The organism is Paenibacillus ihumii (genome assembly GCF_001403875.1).
GTDB lineage: Bacteria > Bacillota > Bacilli > Paenibacillales > Paenibacillaceae > Fontibacillus > Fontibacillus ihumii.
Genome location: NZ_LN884299.1, coordinates 598778 through 623884 on the forward strand (window position 1 = coordinate 598778; position 25107 = coordinate 623884).

Annotated in this window: 16 protein-coding genes and 1 pseudogene; 4 read left to right on the top strand and 13 right to left on the bottom strand. The window is 51.9% G+C overall.

The features are described 5' to 3' along the window. Nucleotides 1–50: 50 nt before the first annotated feature. From BN2762_RS10485 to BN2762_RS10505, 5 genes are all read right to left on the bottom strand, one after another. The gene (locus BN2762_RS10485) at nucleotides 51–1652 is read right to left on the bottom strand and encodes a response regulator (RefSeq protein WP_055106952.1); all 1602 of its coding nucleotides are present in this window, start codon (nucleotides 1650–1652) and stop codon (nucleotides 51–53) included. Continuing rightward, nucleotides 1627–3546, bottom strand: a complete 1920-nt coding sequence (locus tag BN2762_RS10490; RefSeq protein ID WP_074048614.1) for a sensor histidine kinase — start codon at nucleotides 3544–3546, stop codon at nucleotides 1627–1629. Before BN2762_RS10490 ends, BN2762_RS10485 begins: the two co-directional genes overlap by 26 nt. Before the next feature lie 1110 nt (nucleotides 3547–4656). After that, nucleotides 4657–6333 carry an extracellular solute-binding protein gene (locus BN2762_RS10495; RefSeq protein ID WP_055106954.1) on the bottom strand — a complete coding sequence of 559 codons (1677 nt, stop codon included), beginning with the start codon at nucleotides 6331–6333 and terminating at the stop codon, nucleotides 4657–4659. 35 nt (nucleotides 6334–6368) lie between these two features. Continuing rightward, a complete protein-coding gene (locus BN2762_RS10500; protein ID WP_055106955.1) occupies nucleotides 6369–7256 on the bottom strand; it encodes a carbohydrate ABC transporter permease in 888 nt (295 codons plus the stop codon). A gap of 17 nt (nucleotides 7257–7273) precedes the next feature. Then, nucleotides 7274–8209 (bottom strand): ABC transporter permease, encoded by a 936-nt coding sequence (locus BN2762_RS10505; protein WP_055109910.1) that lies wholly within the window; start codon nucleotides 8207–8209, stop codon nucleotides 7274–7276. Nucleotides 8210–9092: 883 nt separating this feature from the next. Here BN2762_RS10505 and BN2762_RS10510 point away from each other — a divergent pair. Next, nucleotides 9093–10808: a putative bifunctional diguanylate cyclase/phosphodiesterase gene (locus tag BN2762_RS10510; RefSeq protein WP_055106956.1), complete on the top strand. Its 1716-nt coding sequence runs from the start codon at nucleotides 9093–9095 to the stop codon at nucleotides 10806–10808. Nucleotides 10809–11111: 303 nt separating this feature from the next. Here the strand turns inward: BN2762_RS10510 and BN2762_RS10515 are convergent, their stop codons facing one another. Together BN2762_RS10515 and BN2762_RS10520 are read right to left on the bottom strand one after the other, a co-directional pair. Beyond that, nucleotides 11112–12110, bottom strand: coding sequence for a glycosyltransferase (locus BN2762_RS10515; protein WP_055106957.1), 999 nt, complete (start codon nucleotides 12108–12110; stop codon nucleotides 11112–11114). Continuing rightward, nucleotides 12107–13240, bottom strand: coding sequence for a phosphotransferase family protein (locus BN2762_RS10520; RefSeq protein ID WP_055106958.1), 1134 nt, complete (start codon nucleotides 13238–13240; stop codon nucleotides 12107–12109). The genes BN2762_RS10515 and BN2762_RS10520 overlap by 4 nt, the downstream gene beginning before the upstream one ends. Nucleotides 13241–13412: 172 nt before the next feature. Between BN2762_RS10520 and BN2762_RS10525 the strand changes: the two genes are divergently transcribed. After that, complete coding sequence (locus BN2762_RS10525; RefSeq protein ID WP_055106959.1) at nucleotides 13413–14027, top strand: GNAT family N-acetyltransferase; 615 nt, start codon at nucleotides 13413–13415, stop codon at nucleotides 14025–14027. Between the two features lie 268 nt (nucleotides 14028–14295). On the opposite strand, the gene BN2762_RS10530 is transcribed toward BN2762_RS10525, so the two are convergent. The 3 genes from BN2762_RS10530 to BN2762_RS10540 form a co-directional block, all read right to left on the bottom strand. After that, entirely contained in the window at nucleotides 14296–17370 is a 3075-nt protein-coding gene (locus BN2762_RS10530) for a copper amine oxidase N-terminal domain-containing protein (protein WP_055106960.1), read from the bottom strand. 237 nt (nucleotides 17371–17607) lie between these two features. After that, nucleotides 17608–19512, bottom strand: a complete 1905-nt coding sequence (locus tag BN2762_RS10535; RefSeq protein ID WP_055109912.1) for an LTA synthase family protein — start codon at nucleotides 19510–19512, stop codon at nucleotides 17608–17610. 121 nt (nucleotides 19513–19633) lie between these two features. Further along, the gene (locus tag BN2762_RS10540; protein WP_055106961.1) at nucleotides 19634–20482 is read right to left on the bottom strand and encodes a helix-turn-helix transcriptional regulator; all 849 of its coding nucleotides are present in this window, start codon (nucleotides 20480–20482) and stop codon (nucleotides 19634–19636) included. Between the two features lie 122 nt (nucleotides 20483–20604). Between BN2762_RS10540 and fabF the strand changes: the two genes are divergently transcribed. Continuing rightward, nucleotides 20605–21843 (top strand): beta-ketoacyl-ACP synthase II, encoded by a 1239-nt coding sequence (fabF, locus tag BN2762_RS10545; protein WP_055106962.1) that lies wholly within the window; start codon nucleotides 20605–20607, stop codon nucleotides 21841–21843. A 73-nt stretch (nucleotides 21844–21916) separates the two neighbouring features. On the opposite strand, the gene BN2762_RS10550 is transcribed toward fabF, so the two are convergent. Beyond that, nucleotides 21917–22810, bottom strand: a complete 894-nt coding sequence (locus BN2762_RS10550) for an aldo/keto reductase (RefSeq protein WP_055106963.1) — start codon at nucleotides 22808–22810, stop codon at nucleotides 21917–21919. 294 nt (nucleotides 22811–23104) lie between these two features. On the opposite strand from BN2762_RS10550, the gene BN2762_RS10555 reads away from it, so the two are divergent. Continuing rightward, a complete protein-coding gene (locus tag BN2762_RS10555) occupies nucleotides 23105–23791 on the top strand; it encodes an oxidoreductase (protein WP_055106964.1) in 687 nt (228 codons plus the stop codon). Nucleotides 23792–23896: 105 nt separating this feature from the next. Here the strand turns inward: BN2762_RS10555 and BN2762_RS10560 are convergent. Both BN2762_RS10560 and BN2762_RS10565 read right to left on the bottom strand, forming a co-directional pair. Beyond that, nucleotides 23897–24085: pseudogene (locus BN2762_RS10560) on the bottom strand (TM2 domain-containing protein); the annotation flags it as partial. Nucleotides 24086–24241: 156 nt separating this feature from the next. Next, nucleotides 24242–24973, bottom strand: a complete 732-nt coding sequence (locus BN2762_RS10565; RefSeq protein WP_055106966.1) for a protein-glutamine gamma-glutamyltransferase — start codon at nucleotides 24971–24973, stop codon at nucleotides 24242–24244. Nucleotides 24974–25107 lie beyond the last annotated feature (134 nt).

Here is a 25107-nt window from a genome sequence, read left to right on the forward strand (position 1 = left end):
ATGAATCAGGAGGCAGCACCAGCCCCTGACCCGGCCCATCCTGCTCTGCCTTATGCCTGGGAATGTGTCTGCTCTTGGCTGGCTAACAGCTTCGCCCGATACTCGAACGGAGAAATGCCCTCCAGCTCCTTAAACACGCGGGAAAACTGCTTAGCGGTCTCGAAGCCTACCGCCGCCCCGACATCCGCAAGCCTAAGCCGTTGATCGCGCAACAGCTGCTTGGCCTTGCGGATTCTTACTTTTTTCAAATACACTACGAAGCTCTCTCCGGTATACGCCTTGAACGCTTCGCTGAAATAGGAATAGTTCAATGACACGTGATTGCTGACAATGGCCATGTTCAGGGAGCGATGATAATTCTCTTCGATGTAAGCCACCGCTTCCTTCATGTCCCCGTGCTCGGAGTGAGCAAAGCGAATGCCCTTGATATACTCATGCAAGCTGAATAATAGCTGCTCCAGCGACCTGAAATAATCGTGAAAATGGCGGAAGCGGCCCATCATGCCGACCCTGCGGTACAGCTTAAGCACCTCCACGGACGCCTCCCCGTACAAACGGAACACTTCATCCAGCACCTGTTCATTGATTCTCTGGCTGATTCGCTCGATATAATGGATGTCGAGCTCGGCCAGCTCCTCGCTATGAAAGATACTGTGCAGCAAGGGACTAATCTCCTTCCCGTGGTTCGTTCCCAGGATGTTGCCCAGCTTGCGGATTTCCTCCTCTGGCACGGCATAGTGCAGCCGTTGGCCCTGAATATCCTGATATCTGATGATCTGGACTTGAGGATAGATGAAGGAATACTCCACAGCCTGCAGCGCTTGACGGTAACAATTGGGGATATCCTCCATCCGCACCCCTTCCTCGCTTAACCCGCATAGCAATCCGCTAAGGCCCTTGGCCTCCGCCAGCTGCGCCAGCCCGGCAAACCTCTCCCCGGGGCTGCCAATAAGCACGACCCGGCCCTCCCGGTCATGGAAAGAGGCATTCAGCACAAGGCCTTCCTCGCATTGATGCAGCAGCTCCTCGACCAGCGCCATTAATTCTCCGCGCTGCATCTCGCGTCCATCCTCATACTTATAAACAGCGACGGCTACCGTGAACGGAAGCGTATAGCCCGCAAAATCGATTTCCCGCCCAAGCTCCCGCCGCTCCTGCTCGGTAAGCCCGGTCTGCATCAGCAGCTCCTGCAGGCGGCTGGACTGCAGCTTGCGCCGGTAAGACTCCGCCCCGGCAACCGTCTCGGCTAACCGGGAACGCCGCTGAAGATCCTCTTCGCATTTGCGCAGCGAGGCAAACAGCTCATCCCGCCGGATCGGCTTCAATAAATAATCCTGCGCCTGATATTTGATGGCGGCCCTGGCATATTCAAAATCCTCATAGCCGCTTAGAATAATAATGTTCGGCTTGAGGCGAAGCCCCCCCGATGAATCGTTGTCACTGAGCTTCTCAATCAAAGCAATCCCATCCATGACCGGCATGCGAATATCCGTAATGACGATATCGGCCCCTTTGCTGCGATACAGCGCCAGCGCTTCCTCCCCCTGGGTGGCCGTCATGATGGCGTACATGCCTGGAAATTCGCGCTCGATCATCATTTTCATTCCGATCCGAATATTCTTCTCATCATCTACGATCAACAGCTTTCTCAATGTCCATCCCCCTTCCTGTCAGCAGAACCTTCGGAATTCTCATGACAACCTCGGTATATTGTCCCTGTACGCTGAAGATTTCCAAGCCGTAAGGCTTGCCGTAATACAGCAGGATCCGCTCATGGACGTTCCTGAGCCCGATCCCCTCCGTCTTCTCTCCGCTTCGCTCAAAGCCTACCCGTTCCCTTTCCTGCAACCCGGCCGCCACGATGCTGGCATTGATCCGGCTGACAAGGACTTCGTCCATGCCTCTACCGTTATCAGCTACCGTGATGACAATCCCGTTATCCCCCCAATCCTTCACCGCCATCTTAATTTCGCGGCGGCCTTGGCCTTCGCCGTCAGGCCAAGCATATTTGACGCAGTTCTCTACAAGCGGCTGCAGCGACATCTTTAACACTTCCAGCTCCATAAAATATGGGGATACATCCAAGGACAATGCTATAGGCTCGTCAAAACGAATATTCATAATTTCAATATAGTTTTCAATATGACGAATTTCGTCCCTTAGCTTTACATATTCGCCCGTCCATTTAAAGTTGTAGCGCATCATTCCGCCGAGAGAGGTAAGCACATCGGAAATCGTTCTCTGATTTTCAATCTCAGCCAGCATTTTAATATTCTCCAGCGTATTGTACAGAAAATGCGAATCGATTTGACTGTACAGCGTTCGCAGCTCCGCCTCCTTCGTCATCGCCTGCTTCCGCACGCCTTGGGCGATCAGCTCGTTGATCGTCTGCAGCAATTTATTAAAATGATGCGCCAGTTCTCCGACCTCCCCGCTTCCCTCCAAGCGAGGTACGGTGGTATTCAGCTCTCCCCTGCGAACTTTTTTCATAGCGTCCGTCAGACGTTTTAAGCCCTTTAGAATCATGGAGTTCAGGAAATATGTAATCATCGATAGCACGAGAATAAGAATAATGTTGGCAGCGATAATCTGCTTCTTCAATTGCGAAATATGATTTAGAGGACCCTCCATGGAAATGACGTTAATCAAATGAGCCCCTACCCGTTCCACCGGGGAGGCTGTGATTAAATACGATTGGTCGTTGATTTTGAACTCGCTAGTCTCTCTCCCGCTATGCTGCAGGTGTGCGAACTGCCGGCGCACCTCGCCGATCATCGCCTCGTTGTCGCCGGAAATGCTCCGTCTATGATCCACGAACAACGCGCCGGTATGATCCATAATCATCATCTGGTATTCGACGTCCCCAATGCCCGCAAACGTCTTCGGGGAGAATTCCTTGAGCAGCATTTCGATGCTGACGATGCCGATATGCCTGCCTCCCTTGTTGATTTCCCGCAGCAGAGAGACCTTCGGCTGATCGGCGTTCGGTTCGGACGTATAGCGCTTCATAATGTCCCGGTCGTCCGCCTGGAACACCCACATTTCCGCCCCGCCCAGCGCTCTGGCCTCGGCAAACCAGGCCTCGTTCTCAATCCGCCTCTCCTGGAACACAATCGGCCATATCTCATGGATCAGCGGGTTGTTACCGAAGAGCCGCCAATGCAGAATACTGGGATTATTGAATTGAATCCGGGTAAAATCGGCGAAGGTTCCCCGGGTCAGCTCCAGCAGCTCGATCGTCCCCGGCTCCTCATTCAGAGTTAAATAATCGATCAATTCCTGATCCAAGATCGTAATATGGGCAGCGGATTCCATCACCTCGATCTGCTTCTCGATATGGAACTTCTCCAGCTCCAGCATGAATTGGCTCTGCTTCACCGCATCCCGGGTATATGTCCTGCTGATTTCATTGAAAAAATAGTTGGAAATGATGATGCTCGGAATCAAAATAATCACGATATACGCGGTCACAAGACGGCTCTGCATCGACCTGCGTCTGAGCCAGTAGATGATCGGCTGCCAAGCCGTAATCATACGCTGCTTCATCCTCTGCACTTCCTGTTCTACGCAAAAATACGCTATATAAACTATTGAAATGAACTCATTGAAACGAATGTGAGACAAGTACGTAAAATCTCTCCATGATCGCTATTGCTCCCAGATTTCTTGGATAAATACGGGTTGAATTCTCCGTTTCTTCGGAATCATTTTTCTCCCGCTGCCTGCATCCGATTTTTGCTCATCTTATATTAGCTGCGTTTACCTAGCTGTATCGTACAATAAAGCCATTGTTACCTTTGAGGCATATGCCAGGCTGTCTGTCGTACAAACCGTTGTACCTTAGTGGCATATACCAGGCTGTCGTACAAACCGTTGTACCTTAGTGGCATATACCAGGCTGTCGTACAAAACCGTTGTACCTTAGTGGCATATACCAGGCTATCGTGCACTAAGCCGTTGTTACCTTTGAGGCATATACCAGGCTGTCGTACACTAGATGGAATTCATGTATCTAATTACCCTCTAAACGAATGTTTCAGGGGATTAGATGGATTCTATGCACCTAATATCAAGTATCCAGCTCATAATTGGCCATTTCCCTTCTCCTAACGACATGAATTCCATTTAAATCCGCTACCCCTTCTTGATCGAAGAAACTAACTACTATAAATCCATTTATATAAGTTGACTATTAAAATGGCTGTGGTGCAAGGGCTATGCAAATGCTTCTGTGCAGATGCTGCCCTACATATACTCTGTACAAGTACTGTATACAAGTGCTGTATACAAGTGCGGTGTACAAATACTGTGTGCAAGTGCTATGTGCAAGTGCTATGTGCAAGTACTGTAGTGTAAATGCTGCGCTTCAAATACTGTGTGCAAACGCTGCTGTACAAGTGCTCTGTTCAAGGAGTACGCCAAATGTTCATACGATCACTGTTCCTCTCAGATTTCTTGGATGAGATAGGAGGATATATATCATTGGTTAATAAGAGGTAGGCCGAAAACCAATCATAGGCGACCCAAGGTCATAATCATGCTCCCAATGCAGTCTTTTTTCAAAAAGCTATAATGCTTGAAAATACAGCCAAAGGGGCCCCCATCCGGCCAAACCGAAAATGAGGTACCCCATGGTAAAACAAGCACGCGATCTACCTATTCAATAAATGCAGCAAGCTTCTGCAAATTCTCCTCGAACTTCTGCTGCTTGTATTCCTGGACCTTGGCGAAGCCAAGCTCATCGCGCTTCTTCAGGTAAGCGTCCCAGAGCTTATCGAACTCCTCATCCGATTTGGCCAGCAGCAGCTTAGGCAGCACCTTCCCCCACTCCTGCAAAATTTTCGTATTCATGATGCCTTCGTCCGAATTGCCCACCGGGTCGATCTGGTCATATTGCGAGAAGCTCATCGTCTTGCCGCGCGTCCAATCCTCCATTTGCTTGAACGGTTCAACCGCCGGCGGCGCCCAAGCCGGAGTCATGTTCGTGTCCATCAGCATCCAGAACGTATGGGAAGCGCCATACTGTTTATCGAACGAGCTGCGGTCATTGTTGAGCATATCCGCCACCTCCGGCAGGAATTGATCCTTGCCGTCAATCGTATCCCAGGTAACGCCCTGCTTGCCTAGGAACGTATCCCGCTGCCCTTCCTCCGATATTAAATAATCGAGGAAGCGGATAGCGCGGGCCTTGTCTTTCACGTTTTTGGAAATGAGCGTAACTGTCCAGCCGGAGATGGAAGGCCCCGCCAATGTAGGCTGATCCAGCTTGGAGTTGGCTGGCCCGTCTACCGCAATGTATATGGAATTTGGATCCTCGGCATACAATACATTCTGCTGGGCCGCCAAATCCGATCTCGAATACAGCATTGCAAAATAACGGCCTTGGGCAATTTTTTCCTCCATTTGCGGACGCTTATCAATGAAGATATCCTTGGCGAGCAGCCCCATTTCATTGGCTTTGCGCAGCGTTTTCAGCCAATTCACATAATCGGGATCAGTGAACCTGTCATTCAGCCTGCCGTCCTTCTCATAAGGCACCGCCAGGAAGTTCTGGATGTAATGCTCAAGCGACGCGTTGCCCTTCTCATGAAAATCGTACATGCCCAGCGGAATCAGCGGCTGCCCGTTCACGTCCGGAAACATCTTCTTGGCATCCTCCAATGCCTTCAGGAAGCCTTCCGGTGTCCGCATATCCGGCTTGCCCAGCGCTTCATACATATCCTTGCGCACCAGGAACGTCTGCGTCGAGGTCAGATTGTCTCCGAACTTCTTATAGTCCTCAGGCGAAGAGGACGCATTCGGATAGCCGTAAATATTGCCGTCCTCCTGCGTATACCACGACACCTTCGCCGGATCGGTGACCTTATAGAAATAAGGATCATACTGATCGGCTAGCTCATTGAGCGGCAGCACCAGACCGCCCTCGATCATTTGCTTGACAGCGTCTTCATACCAGCCCAGCGTAATGAAATCCGGAAGACTGCCGGAGGCGATCATAGTATTCATCTTCTCCGCTTCGTTCCCTGCCGGAACGATGAAATTCACGTTAACCCCCGTCTTCTCCGTGACATACTGGCTCGTAATGTCTACGCCCCACTTGTTGGGGAACCAGGCGAAATTAATATACCAATCAAAAGTAATCGGTGACGTATCTGCCTTCCAGCCCGGATCATTCTCCGTCAGTTTTACTTCGTGGGCCGGCTGCTCTTCGACCGGCTGCTGGGCGCCGTTCTGGTTCTTGTTTCCGCCCCCGCTGGAGCAGGCCGCCGACAGAATCAGCAGCAACGCACATAGGAGCAGTGCAAAGTTCTTTGTCTTACGCTTTGCCATCATGTAAAATTACCCCTTTTCAAATGAAAAATTTAATCTTACCCTTTGATCGAACCGATCATCATCCCCTTGACGAAATAGCGCTGCAGGAATGGGTAGACGAAAACGATCGGCATTGTCGTCACGACCATCGTAGCCAGCTTGATCGATTGCGAGGTGACCGTCTTGCCAACGCCACCCGGGATCTGGGCCACCATCTGATTCGAGCTCGACTGGGCCACGACCCGGTACAAATAAGTCTGAATCGGCTGCAAATCCATATTGTTCATGTAAATAACACCGGTGAAATAATCATTCCATTGATACACGCCGTGAAACAGCGAGATCGTGGCGATCACCGGCAGCGATACCGGAATGATGATTCGGACGAAAATCGACCAATCATGAGCTCCATCCATTTCCGCCGCTTCCTCCAGACCGTCCGGAATTTCCCGGAAGAAGGTCATGAAGATAATGAGATCAAAGAAGCTGAACATCACCGGAATAATATATACCAGAAAATTGTCCAGGAGATGCAGATCCCTCATCAGCAGGTAGGTCGGAATCAACCCTCCGCCGAAGAACAGCGTGACCGTACCGATGAAAATATAAATCTTGCCCCCGATCAGCTCCCGCCTGGAGAAAGCATAGGCGACCATCGCCGTGAAGAATACGTGGAGTACCGTTCCCAGCAAGGTCTTAGCGACCGTTACACCCATTGCCAGCATGATGCCAGGATTCCTAAAGACTGCCGTATAGTTCTCGAAGCTGAATACCCGGGGCCACCAGTAGATTCCGCCGCGCATGCCGTCCATGCCCTCGTTCAGCGAGTTCACTACGACGTACCAGATCGGATACAGGGTCACAAAGCATATCAGCAGCATCCCCAGATTATTCAAGAGATCGAAGATGGCTTCGCCCCTGGTTTTGCGATTAAGACTCAGCATGTCCGCTCGGCTCCTTCCTAGAAGAGTGATGTATTATTCAGCTTCTTGGTTACACTGTTCGCGATCAGCAGAAGTATCAGGGCTATCACCGATTTGAACAGGCCAACTGCAGTGGAGTAGGAAAAGCGTCCGGACAGCATTCCTGTCTGGTATACATAAATATCGATGACATTGCTGGCGCTCTCGTTCAGAGCGTTGCGCAGCACCAGGATTTGATCGAAATTGGAATTGAGCACACCGCTGACGGCCAGGATGAACAGGATTGAAATCGTGGCTTTGATCGATGGCAGCGTGACGTACCACATTTTCTGGAACCTTCCCGCCCCGTCAATCGTAGCGGCCTCATACAGATCAGGCGGCACACTGGAGATCGCCGCCAGATAGATGATCGCCGACCACCCGAGCTCCTTCCAAATATCCGACGTAATGATAATCCCCCAGAAATAATCCGGCTCGGCAAGGTAGGAAATCGGCTCCTGAATGAGGTTCAACGCTAATAAAATATCGTTGATAATCCCAACGTCCGCCAGCCATGTCGTCAATATTCCGCCCAGGACGACCCAGGACAGGAAGTGCGGCAAATAGGATATGGTCTGAATCGCCTTCTTGTACCGGAGCGACCGTATTTCATTCAGGAATAAAGCGAAGATAATCGGCAGTGGAAAACCGACGATTAACTTGATCAAGCTAATTCCTAAGGTGTTCTTCATGACGTTTGCGAAATTATCGTCCTCGAAAAAGGCCTTGAAATGCTCGAAGCCGACCCAAGACGCCTCGGCAATGGATTTAATGATCCTATAGTCCTTGAAAGCAATAATAATTCCGTACATCGGCACGTAGTTGAAAAGAATGATCCAGGCGATGCCCAGCAGAGCCATGATCTGAATATGCCGCTGTCTGTACAGCTTCCTCAGCCCGTGGCGGCGAGGCGTCTTAGGACGCATATTTCCCATCCTTGACAATGCGGCTGGCTCGGCACTGTGCTCTAGTTCCATAATTTGACCTCCGGGATGTTCGATGTTCGTTTCGTTAAGCAGACGTTCCTTCCTTTAGAGTTGCCTTTTGAGTTATCTTTGGCGATACCTTTGGAACTACCTTTAGCGTTACCTTTGGAGTTACCTTTGGCTTCACCTTTGAGTTACCTTTGGCGCTACCTCTAGCGCTACCTTTGGCGTTTCTTTGGCCTTTCCTAGGCGTTTCCTAGGCGTTCCTCGGCGCACCTTCAGCGTTCGTTCCTGGGCATCCATCAGGTATACATTCGCTCCTCTGGGTTCGTTCCTCGGGCATCCATCAGGTATACATTCGCTCCTCTGGGTTCGTTCCTATTTAGCCTCCGCCCTGTGAAGGCACTTCCATATACCTGGATTTAATTGTACGGTCTATCTTCACAGGCCGTAAGGCTTCAGATTTCGTATCAGGGGGCGCGATTTTCGGCCCTAACTATAAATCCCTCTGAGCAATGGCATGCATGATAACTGCAGGACACCGCAAAGAGGGATAGATTAAAATTCTATTTTTAATTATTGATCAATAACATAAGTGAGGATCGAAGAACGGTCTGGCTCATGCAGAACAGTATGTATTCAAACAATACAAAATTTAGGTATCCTAGAACGAATTTTTGTTCTGCCCGCTGGCCAGAAAATGCCCGATTTAAGGCAAATTCCTGATATGATTCCATTATTTCGACAAAAAACTCCATGTTTCATGATTTTCTTGAGCGATATCCATTGATTTCCTGCACCTTCCGCAATATGATATTTTTAAGGCATAATCCAATATGCTTGCATCATAAGTCCTACATAAATTCGCGGTCAACACGAGGGGGCTAATATTTTGAGTCATTCCAGCATCGCATCACTTATCGATTCGGCCACACTGCTCCGATCCATTGACAAGATGGGAATCGGCTTGGTGATTTCCGATCCGAATTTACAGGATAACCCGCTCGTCTACGTCAATCAGGGCTTTGAAATGATCACCGGATATTCCCGCGAAGAGGTACTCATGCGAAATAGCCGGTTTCTGCATGGCGAAGAGACGGAGGAAGCCCATCTGGAGGTTATCCGGCAGGCGATCAAGGAAGGCCGGACCGATACCGTGACGATTAAAAATTACAGAAAAGATGGAAGTACGTTCTGGAATCAGTTTATTATTTGCCCTGTCATTAATTCGGAGGGCGAGCCGACCTATTTCATCGGCCTCCAGTTCGATGTCACCAAAGAGATGGAGGAGCGGGACGCCTCTGAACAAAGAATCAAAATGCTATCCTACTTCGATCCGCTCACTGGACTTCTGAATAACTACGGCTTCCGGGAGGAAATGAAGAAGGAATTTCAAGCGCCAGAGATGACGACACGCACCGCCGCCGTTATTCGCCTGAACCTGAATCGTTTTCGTTATATCAATGAGAGCTACGGCGAAGCCGCCGGCAATGACCTGCTCAAGGAGGTTGCGCATCGGCTCAAAGCCACTTTGGCAGAAGGGACGCCGATTTGCCGCAGCTTCGCAGACGATTTCATCGTCCTGCTCTCCGGCATTGCCGACCCGCTGCAGGTTCATGAGATTGCGGGGGAGCTGAACGAGGTTTTGAGAAGACCGTATATTCTCTCCGAGGAAGAAATCACACTGACATTTGCAATGGGGATCAGCCTCTATCCTGATGACGGCTGCGAATCGGCGATCCTGCTCAAGCACGCCGAGCTCGCGATGAAGGAAGCGAAAATAGAAGCGCTGAACGGCCCTCATTATTTCGATTATTACTTGCTGGACAAGCTGCTGGAGCGGGTTAATATCGAGAAGAAGCTGCCGCGCGCGTTAGCTGAGGGGGAGTTCGAGCTGCATTACCAGCCGAAAATCGATGCGGCCACCCGAGCGCTAACCGGTCTGGAAGCGCTGATCCGCTGGAATGATCCCGAGCTGGGGCGCATCTCGCCCGCCTCATTCATTCCGATCGCCGAAGACACCGGCTTCATCGTGCAGCTGGGGGAATGGGTGCTGTGGGAGGCCTGCCGTACAAATAAGAAATGGCAGGACGCCGGATATCCGAAGCTGCCGATTTCGGTCAACGTCTCTGCAGTACAATTCAGACATCCGCATTTTGTTCCTATGGTCAAACATATCCTGGAGCAGACAGGACTAGATCCGAAATATTTGGAGCTGGAGCTGACGGAATCGCTCATCAACAACCCGATGATGATCAAGGAGAAGCTCGATTCCCTGAAGGAGAAAGGCATCAGCTTATCGCTGGACGACTTCGGAACGGGCTATTCCTCCATATATTATTTGAAGACATTGCCCTTGCATGTGCTTAAAATCGATCGTACGTTTATTCAGGAGACCCCCTCCTCCCAACGCGACAGCTCGCTGCTTCGCTCGATTATCGAGCTTGGCAAGTCTTTAGGCATGACCGTCCTGGCGGAAGGCGTCGAGACAGAGGATCAATTCAAATTCCTTCAGGAGAGCGGATGCGACCAAATCCAGGGCTTCTATTACAGCCGCCCGCTGGAAGAACAGGCTGCCGAGCAGCTGTTAAGGTCAGCAAAGCAATAAGGAGTTTTCGTTCACAAATCAACATAGCAAATAAATGCCCCCAGGGCTTAAGACGGCTTATTGCAAATCGCCTGCAGGCGACTTCGGCAGTAAGCCTTTTTGCTGTCTTCGCTGTATATTGACAAGGACTGCAGCAATATTCCGCGCCCAAGAGATGATGGTACGCTGAATTACACCACACAGATGCTCTCGCATGGCCTGATAAGGGATCACGGGTACTTCACTACTCTGGCGAAATCAGCATCATGAATATCATGCTTGTTGTCCATCACCGAGAGAATGCGGAAGAGCAGCCAAAGAATATTACTTCAACCAATGATCGAAAAATTGGCGGTATCCTTCTTTCATTACCGTGCTCGAAAACTTGCCAAAGGCATATTCCCGGTTATCCAGCGAATGGGACAAGGGCAGCTCCAGCGCCATATTGACCAAGTCGAACCAGTTCAGCTCATTCCCGGCAAAGGCATGCCTTGAGCTGATGTGGTCATAGCAGGGGTGCTCCGGCTTCACGACGATTTTGCCCATAGCCAGCGCTTCCGTCAACGGCATCGCAAACGTATCGAATTTGGAACAGCTCCAGTATACCTTGGCTGAATTCATCAGCTGAAAGATTTCAGCCTGCGACAGGGCGAACTGCAGCTTCACGTTCCCCGGGATATCATATTTCTTCATGCTCTCCCGGTAGCGCTCCCCGCCGAACACCATATAGACTTCCCGGTCCGGGTTACGACGGGCATATTCCAGCACCAGATCCGGCCGGCGGTTCTCCTCGTCCCGGCCGATCCACAGCACGCGGTTATGCACGATCGCGTCAGGATCGAAGTAGCGATGTGCCAGCTCCTCGCTGAAGCCGATCGGAATCACGTCGACGTCGGTCACACCAAACACGCTGTGCAGCTGCCTTTTCAGGAATTCAGTCTGCACGATCGCTTTGTCCACAATGCTGTAGAAGGGCTTCATCATTTCATAGCCTGTCAGCGCCGGATCGGGAAAGCTGTGCGGAAACAGCACGCTATTCTTAATGAACATCTTCAGATAAGTAAATCCGGACACTGTAAAGATAACATGCTCAATACCATGGGCGTATATTTGATCGAGTACGATATCGTAGTTGACCAAATCCCCTTTTTCATGCTCATAGCCTGGAATCCAGTCGTGGCCGCTAACATGGCGCTCCGGCGAAATAAAGATAATCTCGACTCCAAGCTCGGCAGCCAAAGCCCGCAGGCGCTCGGCAAATACGCGCGGACCCTGGGCTTCAGCAAACTGAATTTTACGCATCACTAATCCGACTTTTTTCACTGGCTCGCCGCCTTTCCTGTGTTATGAAAAATATGCTTCTCCAGCTTGTGCTCCTTATACTCCTTATGTTCCTTGTGCTCCCTATGCACCTGCATCTGATCCTGCTCCTGATCCTGCTCCTGATCCTGATCCTGCTCCTGTCCGGCCCTGGCCCTGTCCCAGCAATCCCTCAAGCTGGCCATCACCTCGCCGCGTTGGGCCAGAAGCTCAGTCTGTGACCATACACCGCTTCCCTGCTCCAGATCATTCGCGACAAGCAGCAGCATCCATAGTGAAAATACAGCCGCAAACAGGCTGTAAGCAGCGATGAAGGCCTCCTCGTCTTCCCATGTCTTGCCGTAATAAGCGGACTGCTCCAAATAGCATTGCAATATCTGTTCCCGGTAAGCCCGGTTCATCTGTTTGGGATACCGCGGATGCGACATATCAATCAGATAGTACAAATCCCAGAAAGGGGCGTTCAGATGGGCATGCTCCCAATCTAAAATATACAGCTCGCCGCCATCAGTCACCGCATAATTGCCAAGATGCAAATCTCCGTGCGACAGCACCTTGCCCTCTTCCCCAGCCCACTGGCTTAGCCACGTCTGATCCAGCCTGCGCAGAATATCCCCGGCCAGCCTCCGTGGCAGCCCCGCTGCCTCAAGGGCCCTTTCCGCCTCTTCCCGGCGCTCCCGAAGGTCTGAAGCCATCTGCTGCAGACCCGGCTTCTGCCCCGCTTCCGGAATATTCCCCCAATGCTCGGCGGGATAAGAGTGCCACCAGGCGATCTGCTCTGACGCGAGCAGGGCATGCTGCACATCGAACCGGTGGCGGATCGCCCCCAGGTCCTCAAAGATGCTCCAGCCCGCTTCGCCCAGACCAGGGGCGGAACGGCCGAGCAGCTGCGGGTAGATAGGCGGGAAGGAGGACAAAATGTGCTCGTACACCCAGGCTTCGCGATCCCCGTTTCCTTCATGAGTTACTGGCTTGAAAATATAGCTCCGCTCCGGGGCCGGATAGAAGCGTTCCACGAACCTGCCGTTCATGCCCTGATAAAGCTTCTCCCTTCGCCACACATAACGGTCATTCAACTCGCCGCTATCGGATACATATATAAGAAGATCGTTTATCCCTTGCATATTGTTCATTATGTTACCTCTTTGGGTACAAGTTTTTTATTGTAAGGGTACTAACCTTGGGATGGATTGTCAAACGGCGGAAAGAAGGGGGTTCAATCCGTCTCAAGGAGGTATTATGTTATAATATACGGGACGTGAATACTAGGACCCCGAGAATCATCGTTTATCAAGGAGGATCAACATGTTTGACCGCTTCCCCGCCCTATCCACAGCCCGCCTTCAATTGCGGGAGGTAACGCTGCAGGATATGGATGCGGCTGCAGAGCTGTATGGAGGCCCTGCGATGATGAAGACATGTCAGGGTAACGAGAAGAATCTAGATATCCCGGCTCCCCAGGAGAACCGCGCAGTCAGGCCCCCGGAACGAGAAGCCATCGCCTACCGGATTCAGGAATGGTTCATCACCCCCTATCAGGAGCAGCGGGGAATTCGCTTCGGCATTTATCTTAATCACAGCAATCGGCTAATCGGCTCCTGCGGCTTCTGCCAGTGGAACAGAGCTCATTATAAAGCTGAGCTCGTATTTGAGCTTCATCCCGAGTATCGCAAGCGGGGCTTGCTTAAGGAAGCGTTAACCGCTCTCATTGATTTTGGCTTCGATGCGATGGAGCTGAATCGGATCGAAGCGCGGATCGAGGACGGCAACCAGGCCGCCCAACGCACGCTGCTGTCGCTTGGCTTCCGCCAAGAGGGAGTCGAGCGGGAAGCCGAATTCGACGGCGCTGAATTCATTGATATCGTCTGCCTCAGCCTGCTCAAGAGCGATGGCCCGCCGCCCGTCCATCTGGTCAAGTAACGGACGCATGTACTCAAACAACTGTCGGCTCTGTCTGTTGACTTACTGATCTGCTCGTCTGCTCTATTCGTCTACACTCTATCTTTGTAACTATTAGCCATACAAGAAGATAAATTCCTAGTTCGCTTTGGAACCAAAGAGTTTATCTGCCAAATCAAAGAACCTGAGGCGATGCCTCAGGTTCTTTGTGTCGCTTGCTTAAGCTGTCGGTCTTCCGCCTGCAGCTGCTTGCACAATATGTTGCGTTCCCGCCAACGATCGCTTCAGATTAAGGAGTGTTGACGAGCAAGGCTGCAGGATTGGACGGGTCGGACAACCTGTTCACGGTTGCGTTAGCCCCATCGGCAATGGACAGCACGTAGGCTTGGTAAACCACGCCTGCCGTGATCGGATTGCCAGAGGCGTCCACATCAGCCTCGTTGAACGTTATGATAGGAGTGCCGCCTCTGCCGACGGTCTTGTACAAGCGCGACTCCAATCCGCTCGCCCGGGCCTCGGTCATGCCCTCCCCTGAAGGTACAAGCAGGACCGCATACGAGGAGATGCCATTCTCGTTAGCTGGCTTCGTGAAGCTGACGATCAGATTCGCCGTGCCGTCTGGCGAGACACTGACACCCGATGCGGCAGGAGCCGCAGGGTCAACGGCCGTCAGTCTGATGTCCCCGGACGGTCCAGCCAGAGCGTTCAACGAAGCCGTGCCGCTCTTCGATACAGACAGAACGTACACCCGGTAGGATACGCCCGCCGTCAGCACACTGCCGTTTACGTCGCGTGTAGAAGCTGTTAGCGCCTGGGACACATCTCTTCCTGCCGAGACTGCCGTATAGTTGGCACGCCCTACCGAATTGGCTTCTTCTTTGCCGAAGAATTGGCTCGTCGGAACGACCAGGATGCGATGCTCGGCAATGCTGTCCTCCGTAGCCGATCTTGTGAAGCTGACGAGGACATCCCGGCCATCGCCGTTATTGCCGTTAACCGTTGCCGTCAAGCTGCCAACCGGCGCAACTGCACTGTTCCCGCTCAGCGTAATCGCTGAAGGAGCGGAGGCCAGCGCGTTCGGGCTCGCGGAGCCGTCATAGCCTACGGAGAGCACGAATACGCGGTAGCTGACGCCGTTGCGAATCGCCGCTCCATCCACATCCCGCGCGTTAGATGGGAGCGTGAAGCTGAAATAGGAGCCAGCTTTGTCGACGCGGGTATAGTTCGATTCTTTAATAGCTTTGGAAGCATTGAAGCTGCCGGCATTTGCAGCCTTAACTACATAGACACGGTAGTGGCTGATGTTCGTCTCATCAGAAGCACGATTGAACGATACCTGCAAATCGCGGCCATCGTTGTAATCGTTCACGTCTCTTACCTCCAGACCGTTTACGGCCCCGACGCTGTAGTTGTTCGTCAGTGTAATTGCGGAAGATGCATCAGACAGAACATTGTTGCCTGAGTAGCTGCCGCCGCCTACCGATAACACGAACACCCGGTAGCTGACGCCGTTGCGGATCGTAGCTCCGTCAACGTCTCTCGCGTTGGAGGACAACGCCTGCGATACGTAGCTATTGCTTCCTTTGTTAATTTGCGTATAATTTCCGCTCTTTACGGCATTCGCTTTCGAGAGGTTGAAGCTGCCTGCATTCGAGGCCTTCACGACAAGGACGCGATAATGGCTCAAATTGGATTCATCCGATGCCCGGTTGAAGGACACGAGCAGGTCGCGGCCATCGTTATAGTCGCTAACATCGCTGACGTTCAGATTGGACACCTTGCCTACGCTGTAATTGTTCAACAGTGTAATCGGGTAGGACGGGCTGGACAGCGCATTGTTGCCTGCATAAGAGCCGCTGCCTACCGCCATTACGAATACCCGGTAGCTGATGCCATTGCGGATGGTGGCTCCATCCACGTCTCTTGCTCCGGAAGGCAGGTTTCTGTTGAAATTGTAGCCGTCTTTATTCCACTCCGTATAATTAGAACTGGATACGTTGTTTGCTTTCGCTAAATTAAACGAGCTGTAATCGCTGGCTTTAACGACGAACACGCGGTATCCGCTAATTTTGGATTCATCCGACAATCTCGTGAAGCTGATGCGCAGATCGCGGCCATCCCCATAATCGCTCTCATCGATGACCTGCGTAATAACAGGTGCAGTGACCGAGCCCGTGCTCAGCGTAATCGAAGACGATGCGGAAGACAGCTTATGCGCCGCGTTCCCCGTGTTGCTGCTGATCGATTGCACGAATACGGTATAAGGCACACCGTTCTTGATGTAATCTCCAGAGGTGTCTCTTGCGCCGGAGCCAAGCGCAGTGGCCAGCGTCGTGTTCGATTTTTTATTGACCACAGTGTAATACTGGCTGGACAGCTTGTTTGCCGCCGCCAGATCGAACTTGCTTGCATCCTTCGTCTTCACAACAAAGATGCGGTAGCTCGAAATGTCACTATCCTTGGAAGGTCTCGTAAAACTTACATAAAGATCCCTTCCATCTCCATAGTCGCTCACGTCGCTGACTCTCACATTTGTTACTGCCTCGACCGAGTTCTTGGTGCCCAGCGTGATCGAGGAAGACGGATAGGACAGAGCACTGTTCAAGCTGCCCTTGCCGACCGAGACAACATAGGCCACATAGGATTGGCCGGCCCGGATCAAATCACCGTCTACGTCGCGGGACTGAGCCGTTAACGTGATTGTCGGATCGATGCTTCCGACCGCTACGCTCGTATAGTTGGCAGATGTTACCTTCAAGGCAGATGCCAGGTTGAAGCCGGACGTTTTGTTTGCCTTGACGACCATAACCCGGTAATGATCGATAGAAGACTGATTCGATGGCCGGGAGAAGCTGATCTGCAGATCCCGTCCGTCTCCATTGTCGGCGATGTCTCTGGCCAATACGAATTCAGCAGGCTCTGCTGATGCCGGATTGCTATTTGTCGTGATATACACCGTCTTGCTGGCTGCATCCCATACGACGTCTTCGCCTAGAGCCTCGCTGACGAAGCGTACGGGAACCATCGTTCTCCCCTTCACGTTCTGCGCAGGAACGTCAAGGCTTACCGTTTGATTGTTGATGGTGGCCGACTTGGAATTGATCTTCAGAACGACGGTCGTGCTGTCCTTCCAGGCCGTTACAGTCTTTGTCTTATGGTTCCAGTCGACCCCCGCATCCAGCGCCTCGAATATGGCGCGCAGCGGCAGCATGGCCCGGCTGCCGACGAGAATCGGCGCCTGATCTGTCGGTAGTTTGACCCCATTGATATAAATGCTAATGGCTTGTGCCGCATGAGCTTGCGGCTGCAATACTAAGGGAAAAATTAAAAGTGCGGATAGAATTGTGACCCAAAGTTTCCTCACATGCTTACCTCCTATGTCTTGATATAAGTTACTTACCCATTATTGCCATTGCCTTGACTATTTGACGTGTCTGGACAGGCAAAAGTTTCTCTGGGTACGTATATTTTTCTTATAAATGCTTAATTGCCCGCTAAACAACCAACAAAAAAACGCCTTGAGGGACTGTTGACAAAACTTTTTGCAGCAGTCCCTGGGGCATTTTTCATCGAGATAGACACGTATAAAGTTACCAGCGCACTAGCGGCGCTTCGGCAGCAGCTTTACATATTCATCCGACAGCTTCATGAGCGATGTTACGTAATCGTAGTCCTGCCGGTACTTTACAAAGTCAGCGACCGGCTCAAGCGTCTTGATCGAGACGGCTTGTCCGTCCTCGAAGCCCTGTCCTGGAATGAACAGAATCTCGTCATTGAAGAAGGAGCCCGTCGGCAAATAATAACGCACGCCGAACACATTGCGGTCAATGTTCAGCAGATCCTGGCCCAAGGCGGTAAAGTCCTCCTTATCCAAGGAAAGGCCTAGTAGATTGGCTACAGTAGGAAGCATGTCCACCTGCCCCCCGGCCCGCTCCGCTACAATACCGAGCTCCTTCCCGGGAACATGAATAATGAAAGGAATATTGAAGCGGCTGATCGTCTCGTGGTAAGGAATACCGAGACTCGCCGTAATCTCTGCCGCGCTGGTCTCATGGGGCTGAAGCCCGAAATGATCGCCATAAAACACCAGCATCGTGCTGTCCCATAGTCCGGCAGCCTTCAACTGCTCGATCAACTGTCCAATAGCATAATCCGTGTAATGGACGGCATTGATGTAATTGCCCAGATTCGTTCCCTTCAGCTCGTCCGGCAGCTCGATTTGCTGGAACGATGCCGGAACGATAAACGGCGAATGGCTGGAGGTCGTCACAAATTGGGCATAGAACGGCTTGTTCCGAGCATGAAGATCCTCCATCTTCTCCACGCCGACCCGGTACATCTCCTCGTCGGAAGCTCCATAATCATTGAAATGATCGTTCTTAAAGGCAGCCTTGTCATAATACTGATTAAAATTCAGCGCAGGATACAGCTTGTTCCGATCCCAGAACGTCACCTTATTGACGTGAAACGTATTTGCCGTATACCCATGCTGCTGCAGCATTCTAGGCAGGCTGGGCAGCTCGCGGTTGCCATAGCCTGTAGACATCGCCACCGCCGCCGTCGGATAAATGGAAGTATTGAACATGAACTCGGCATCTGACGTATTGCCTTGTCCGATTTGCTGGTACACATGCGGAAAATAAATGCCTTCTGCGGCCAGCTTATTCAGCACCGGCGTAATCTCCGCCCCGTTATTCAGCTTTAAATTAATCGGGAAGTTCTGGAAGGATTCCATCTGAATGACGATCAGATTCATTCCTTTGGCGATCCCGAAATAATCGGGAGCCCCCTCTTGGATCCGATAGGGATAGCTGCCCTGCAGCTTGGCGATATCGGCCCGCGTCTGTTCAATGTCCCCCTCCGCAATAATCCGATCTTCCTCGCGGCTGCTGATTGCAGCAACGGCCTGATAATTCAGAAATCCAATCTTCTCCGCCCGGACTAGCTCATTATTGATCTGCTTGCCCTGGCTTACGCAGTATACAGAGGAGACCATGCTAACAAGCAGCAGTCCAGCTACTCCTGCATTCCATCCCCATCTCCGGTTCTTGCGTTCTTCGGAAAAATAAGTGTAAACGACGCCCCTGCGGCGCCGGCGTGCAGCGCGGAGAATCTGCCAGCCAGCGGCAAGCACAAAGTCCGCAAAGAACAGAAACTGCTCCGGCCTAAGCAATGCGCCAATGCTGGCCCTTACCTGGGGAACCTGATTCAGTCCGCTCAAGACGGCGTAAGTAGGCACCGTTCCGAAATGGGCGTAATACAGGGCCGAAGAGAAGAATAGGAAGGAAAATACCGCATTCAGACTCCAGAAGACGACCCCCTTGCCCCTGTTCGGCGCCAGCAGCTCCGCTAGACATAGCAAGCCCAAGACGGATAACAGCTCGCCGGGCAGCCCGCTCCAGTAGATTTCGCCAAAGAAGAACGTCCGCAGCAAAAGCAGCTTGAGAACGAGCAAAGCCCCGATCATCACCAGCTTCGATTTATACCATACGTTGATTCGATCCATATCCATTCCTTTCCCTTTGCCAATATGTCTAAAAAATATTGCCTATTAATCATCCAAACAGTGCAAAGAACATTATAACATGCGCAATAGCATCTGGTAATTTATGGGCTGATGCTTACTCCTACTTTTCCATCAACTGCCGCAGCCTATACTCCGTAGAAGTGTCCGGGGCAGGAGTATAAATGCTGCAGCGCAAATCCACGTTTCCATGCACCTGCAGCGAGGTTAGCTGAAAATGCATTTTTCCCCCTTTTGCATGCCTGAACTCCAGAATAACCTCCGGAGCTGAACTGACCTCGCTCTGCTCCCATAGCTGATTGAAGTCCGGATGAGCCGCCTTCATCTCACTCAAGAAGCGTTCATACCATTCATCCTCCACATACTGGCCATAATAGGCGCGAAAAATCGCCAGAAAGCCCCGCACGAACTGCTCCCAATTTACGGCCAGCCTGCGGAACTCCAGCCTCGTGAACAACAGGGAGATCATGTTTCTCTGCTCCATCGGAATTTGTTCGAAGTCGAGAAACACATGCGAGGCCGCCTCATTCCAGCCGACGATCTGGCATCTTCGGTCAGAAATAATTGTAGGACAGTATTTTAGCTCATGCAAAATTTTCTGCAAAGAGGGACTAATTTCCGGCTGCCCTTCTTGCAGCAGCTGGCCTGCCGAGACCGGCCCTCCACCGGTGTCCATCGCTAAGGCGTACAAATAATTGCGCTCATCCCGTGTCAGCTGCAGCGCCGCCGCAATATTATCCAGCACGGAAGCGGAAACCTTAATATCCCTTCCCTGCTCCAGCCAGGTATACCAGGTTGTGCTCACCCCTGCGAGCTGGGCAACCTCCTCCCTGCGCAATCCAGGCGTTCTGCGCCGCGTTCCTGCCGGCAGCCCGACCATCTGGGGAACGATCTTGGCCCGGTGCGCCTTCAAAAATGCGGATAGCTCCTGCAGTCTTGTCACCTGCTTCATCCCTGCTCCCCCCTTGCCGATAACTTAAAAGTGGTACTAATTATACTATAATAAATAGCAACTTGTAATAGGATAACATGTATGACACAATACCTCCCATAACAGCTCTAAAGGAGGTTCTCATGGAAAGAGTTGCAATTACCGGGCTGGGCGTCATCTCACCGCTCGGCAATCAGGTGGAGTTGTTCTGGAATCGCCTAATTCACGGGGAATCGGGCATTTCCCGTATTGATACCTTCGATACGTCCGGGCATAAAACAAAAATCGCAGGCCTGGTGCAGGGCTTCGATGCTGAAGCGCTGTTCGGCCGCAAGGAGGCACGGCGGATGGACCGCTTCTGCCAATTTGCCTTGGCGGCCGCCGATCAGGCTATTGCCGATGCCGGACTAGATTTGGAGCAGATCGACAAGGATCGCATGGGAGTATACGTTGGCTCCGGGACAGGAGGAATCGGCACCCTTCTCGAGCAGGGCAGGCTGCTGCAGGAACGGGGTCCCGAACGAATTAGCCCGGTGCTCGTTCCGATGATGATCTCGAATATGGCCGCGGCGATGATCAGTATTAAATATGGAGCTTCCGGACCTGCGCTGTCTCCAGTCACTGCTTGCTCTATCGGAAATACGTCGATCGGGGAAGCGTATCGCCTCATCGCATCTGGTGGCGCAGACCTCGTCATTGCCGGGGGAACGGAGGCGGCAATAACGGATATTTCCGTCGCCAGCTTCGGCAACGCCACCGCGCTCTCGACGCGCAATGATGAGCCGGCCAAGGCAAGCCGGCCGTTTGATAAAGACCGGGACGGCTTCGTCATGGCCGAAGGCGCCGGCATCCTGATCCTGGAATCGTTCAGCCATGCCAAGCGGAGAATGGCCCGCATCTACGCCGAAGTGATCGGCTATGGGGCTACCTCGGATGCCTACCATATTGTCGCGACCCATCCGGAAGGCATCGGGGCTTATCGGGCGATGAAGCTTGCGCTCAAGGAAGCGGATATCAAGCCGCAGGATGTGGACGTGATCAGCGCCCATGCCACGAGCACCGAGGTCGGCGACTGGTCGGAGACAAAGGCAATTAAGAAGCTGTTCGGCGCGCATTCCGGCAGCATTCCAGTAACGGCCAACAAGTCGATGACCGGGCATATGCTGGGGGCGGCCAGCGCCGTCGAAGCCGTGGCCCTCGTCAAATCCCTGGAGCAAGGCATTATTCCGCCAACGATCAATCTGGACAATCCCGACCCGGCCTGCGACCTGGATTACGTGCCTCACACGGCACGGCAAGCCAAGCTTCGCATCGGAATATCCAACTCCTTCGGATTTGGCGGCCATAACGCGGTGATCGTCTTGAAGGCCCATGAGGAATAGCTTGCGATCCATAACGCTTAACATAATGAAGCCCCGCCAGCACAAAGGCCAGCGGGGCTCATAGCATATCTCGTTATTCTACTAAATCAGCAGCGCTCGCGTTGGATGCCACCTGCTCCGGGCTTTTACAGCCGGGAATGACCGAGCTCACAATCGGATTCTTCAGGCACCAGGCCAGTGCCCATTGCGCCATATCCACGCCTGCCGGCACTTCCTCCCGGCGGATTCGCTCGACCTCCTCCAGCTTGCGGCGAACCGCTTCGGCATCCTGCCGATGCCGTACATCGGTCGCATCAAATTGTGCGCCCGGCTTATATTTGCCGCTCAAGAACCCGCTGGCCAGCGGAACGCGGGCAAGCACGCCGAGATCCTGTCGTTCGCAGGAAGGGAATACCCGCTCCTCCGGCACACGGTCCAAACGATTATATACGACTTGAATGACCTTGGAGTTGACCAGGCTTGACGCATCGGTCTGATGCAGATTATCATTGCTGCCGATCGAGGTGCCCAGATGGCGTATTTTACCGGCCTGAACCTGTTTATCCAGCATCGTCCACAATTGATCATTGTCGAACACTTTATCCGGCCCCGAATGGAATTGATATACATCGATATAATCCGTTTTCAGCGCTTTAAGCGAGGCGTCCAGCTGCTTCAGGACATCCTCGGCGTCAAACACATCTGTGCGGGTAAAACGCTCGTGAAAATGATGACCGAATTTCGTCGCGATGATCCAGTCCTCCCGCTTGCGCCGGCTCATGTAATCGCCGATAAACGATTCCGAGAGATGGTCGCCATAGCATTCTGCTGTATCAACAAGGTTGATGCCGCATTCCTGCCCTTTATCGAGGATAGCATCGACCTCCCCCTGATTGAACTGCATTCCCCACTCACCGCCAAACTGCCAGGTCCCGATGCCGATGACGGATACATTCAATTCTGTTTTGCCTAGTCTCCGATACTTCAACCTAATCCCTCCTTGAAAATATTCATGCCTAACCCCCATTGCCAGGCAAAGGGTAAAACAAGCCTTCTATTGTCTACAATGCCAAGCAAAGGGCCAACGAACCTTCATCGATCACATTGCCAAGCATAGGAAGCAAACCTTCTACCGTTCACATTGCCAAGCATAGGGAACTAGTTTCTATTGTCCACATTGTACACTTGCGGGCGGGTCAAAACAAATCCTAAGCAATTCAGCTATAATATATTTTAAATATGCAAGCACCCACGATGATTGCGAACTGAAAGGAGCATGGCCATGGGAAAAAGAGCTCTTATTGTTGGAGGCAGCGGACTCGTCGGCTGCAAGCTGCTCGATATGCTGCTGGAGGGGCGGCACTATGATGCTGTAACCGCCGTAGTCCGGGCTCCGCTTCACCTTAAGCATCCCAAGCTTACGGAGCTTATCGTGAATTTTGACCAGCTGGAGCAATATGAGCAGCAATTTAGCGCTGATGACGTGTTCTGCTGCCTCGGCACGACAATCAAGCAAGCCAAGACCCAGCAGGCGATGTACAGAATCGATGTCGAATATCCGCTGACCATCGCCAGGCTGGCACTGCAGCAAGGAGCAAGGCATTTTCTGTTCATCAGCGCCATGGGGGCGAATCCAGCCTCCCGGATCTTCTATTCGCGGATCAAAGGCATTGCCGAGGGAGGACTCCGGCAAATGCCTTATAACAGCCTGTCCATTCTCCGGCCCTCCCTGCTGCTCGGCGACCGCCGGGAATTCCGACTGGCTGAACGCTGGGCAGGAGCCTTCTTTCGGGCACTTCCCTTCCTGTTTGCGGGCCCTCTCAAAAAATATAGAGCAATCGAGGCGGAAACTGTTGCCCGTGCAATGTACCTAATGGCCATAGACAACCCTCAGGGAACGACCGTATATTCATCCTGGCAAATTGAGCAATATGCCGCCGAACAGAAAGCGACCGTCCCATGGCGATAGGCCAAAGAACGGTCGCTTAAGTGCAGGGATATCTCTTTAAGGGCATTAAGGGCTGCATCAATAACAACGTGACCCTGAGACTCACCTGTGTCCTATGTATAATCCCTAGGCTTTAATTGGTCTGCCTTCGCTATCCTTGAAGCTGCCGACAGCAATGAGAATAAAGTCGATCAGCGTCCAAATTCCAAGCCCGCCGAGAGTAAGGAGCTGAATGATTCCAGTACCGATCTTGCCTACGTAGAAACGGTGAACCCCCAAAGAGCCTAAAAAGAAGGCTAGCAGCAACGCAGCTACAAACGACTTGTCACTTTTTTCTAAGACATTAAATTTTCTTAACTAAATATCGGTATAGCACAGTCTATTAATTTGGTCTAGAAAAATATTTTATATAGTGAAATAAAATGATAGCCATGTTAATTATTCCCTCCTATTTCCTCATTTTGTTATTTTCTACCCCCCTCCAAGCTTGCGGATATACTCGAAATCGGGATGGACGACGAGATCGGATAAATAAGCGGAGGTCGTGCTTCCGGATCTTCTCCTCCCGTTCAAGGCTTGAATGATTCCCTCGGCAGAGCTAATCCCCAGCCCATGGCCGAAATATTGGTTATTGCCTAGTACAATGGCATTCTCCCCCTGCCATTCGGGCGTCTGGGGATCAAAATCCGGGTTCTCGAAATAAACGACGTCCCCGGCAGCAGCCTGCGGCGCACGGGTTAATTGCAGATTGCTGTCGTACTGCCAGTCGTAGAGCACAAGATTTCTAAAGTGTCTATTGAACGCACCTGCGCCAATCATGTCCAGCACGCCCTTGTATAGAATCACAACCATTGCTGTCGCACATTCCATAGCATACCTTGAGCCATTATGAACTATATCCGCGATGGCGTCCGAGGGCAGCGCCTCCTCCCTGAGCCGAAAGCCTCCGTTAGGCAGGCGGATCCAATACTGCTCATTGGCTCTCGAATTTTTGAAAGTCGCGAATTGGGCGCCTCCCGCATAGAAGTCCTTAGCAGCCTTAACAATCGCCGCTCTCAGGCCCAGCTCGAAATCCAGCTCCTGCGGCGAACGATAGACAAAAACAGCTGGACTCCGTCTTTTCTGATCCATGATGCCCCTGTATATTTCCGTTGTTACAAGCTGGCCAAGCCGGCCAGCCCCCATATTAAACGTAATAATCACGGCCCTGCTACCTCCTAGGCGAATTACGCACAGTATATGCAGGGCAGGCGGATTCGTGCTTTTCTATCAAAAGCGTTATTTGCTTGCGTTCGGGCGCAATGGAAGCCACCGGGTGAATGTTACTTGCCGCGAAT

Excerpts from the sequence above, each read along its gene's own strand:
- BN2762_RS10490 (WP_074048614.1), bottom strand. The coding sequence starts at position 3,546 with ATGAAGCAGCGTATGATTACGGCTTGGCAGCCGATCATCTACTGGCTC.
- BN2762_RS10495 (WP_055106954.1), bottom strand. The coding sequence starts at position 6,333 with ATGATGGCAAAGCGTAAGACAAAGAACTTTGCACTGCTCCTATGTGCG.
- BN2762_RS10500 (WP_055106955.1), bottom strand. The coding sequence starts at position 7,256 with ATGCTGAGTCTTAATCGCAAAACCAGGGGCGAAGCCATCTTCGATCTC.
- BN2762_RS10505 (WP_055109910.1), bottom strand. The coding sequence starts at position 8,209 with ATGGGAAATATGCGTCCTAAGACGCCTCGCCGCCACGGGCTGAGGAAG.
- BN2762_RS10520 (WP_055106958.1), bottom strand. The coding sequence starts at position 13,240 with ATGAACAATATGCAAGGGATAAACGATCTTCTTATATATGTATCCGAT.
- BN2762_RS10525 (WP_055106959.1), top strand. The coding sequence starts at position 13,413 with ATGTTTGACCGCTTCCCCGCCCTATCCACAGCCCGCCTTCAATTGCGG.
- BN2762_RS10535 (WP_055109912.1), bottom strand. The coding sequence starts at position 19,512 with ATGGATCGAATCAACGTATGGTATAAATCGAAGCTGGTGATGATCGGG.
- BN2762_RS10540 (WP_055106961.1), bottom strand. The coding sequence starts at position 20,482 with ATGAAGCAGGTGACAAGACTGCAGGAGCTATCCGCATTTTTGAAGGCG.
- fabF (WP_055106962.1), top strand. The coding sequence starts at position 20,605 with ATGGAAAGAGTTGCAATTACCGGGCTGGGCGTCATCTCACCGCTCGGC.
- BN2762_RS10555 (WP_055106964.1), top strand. The coding sequence starts at position 23,105 with ATGGGAAAAAGAGCTCTTATTGTTGGAGGCAGCGGACTCGTCGGCTGC.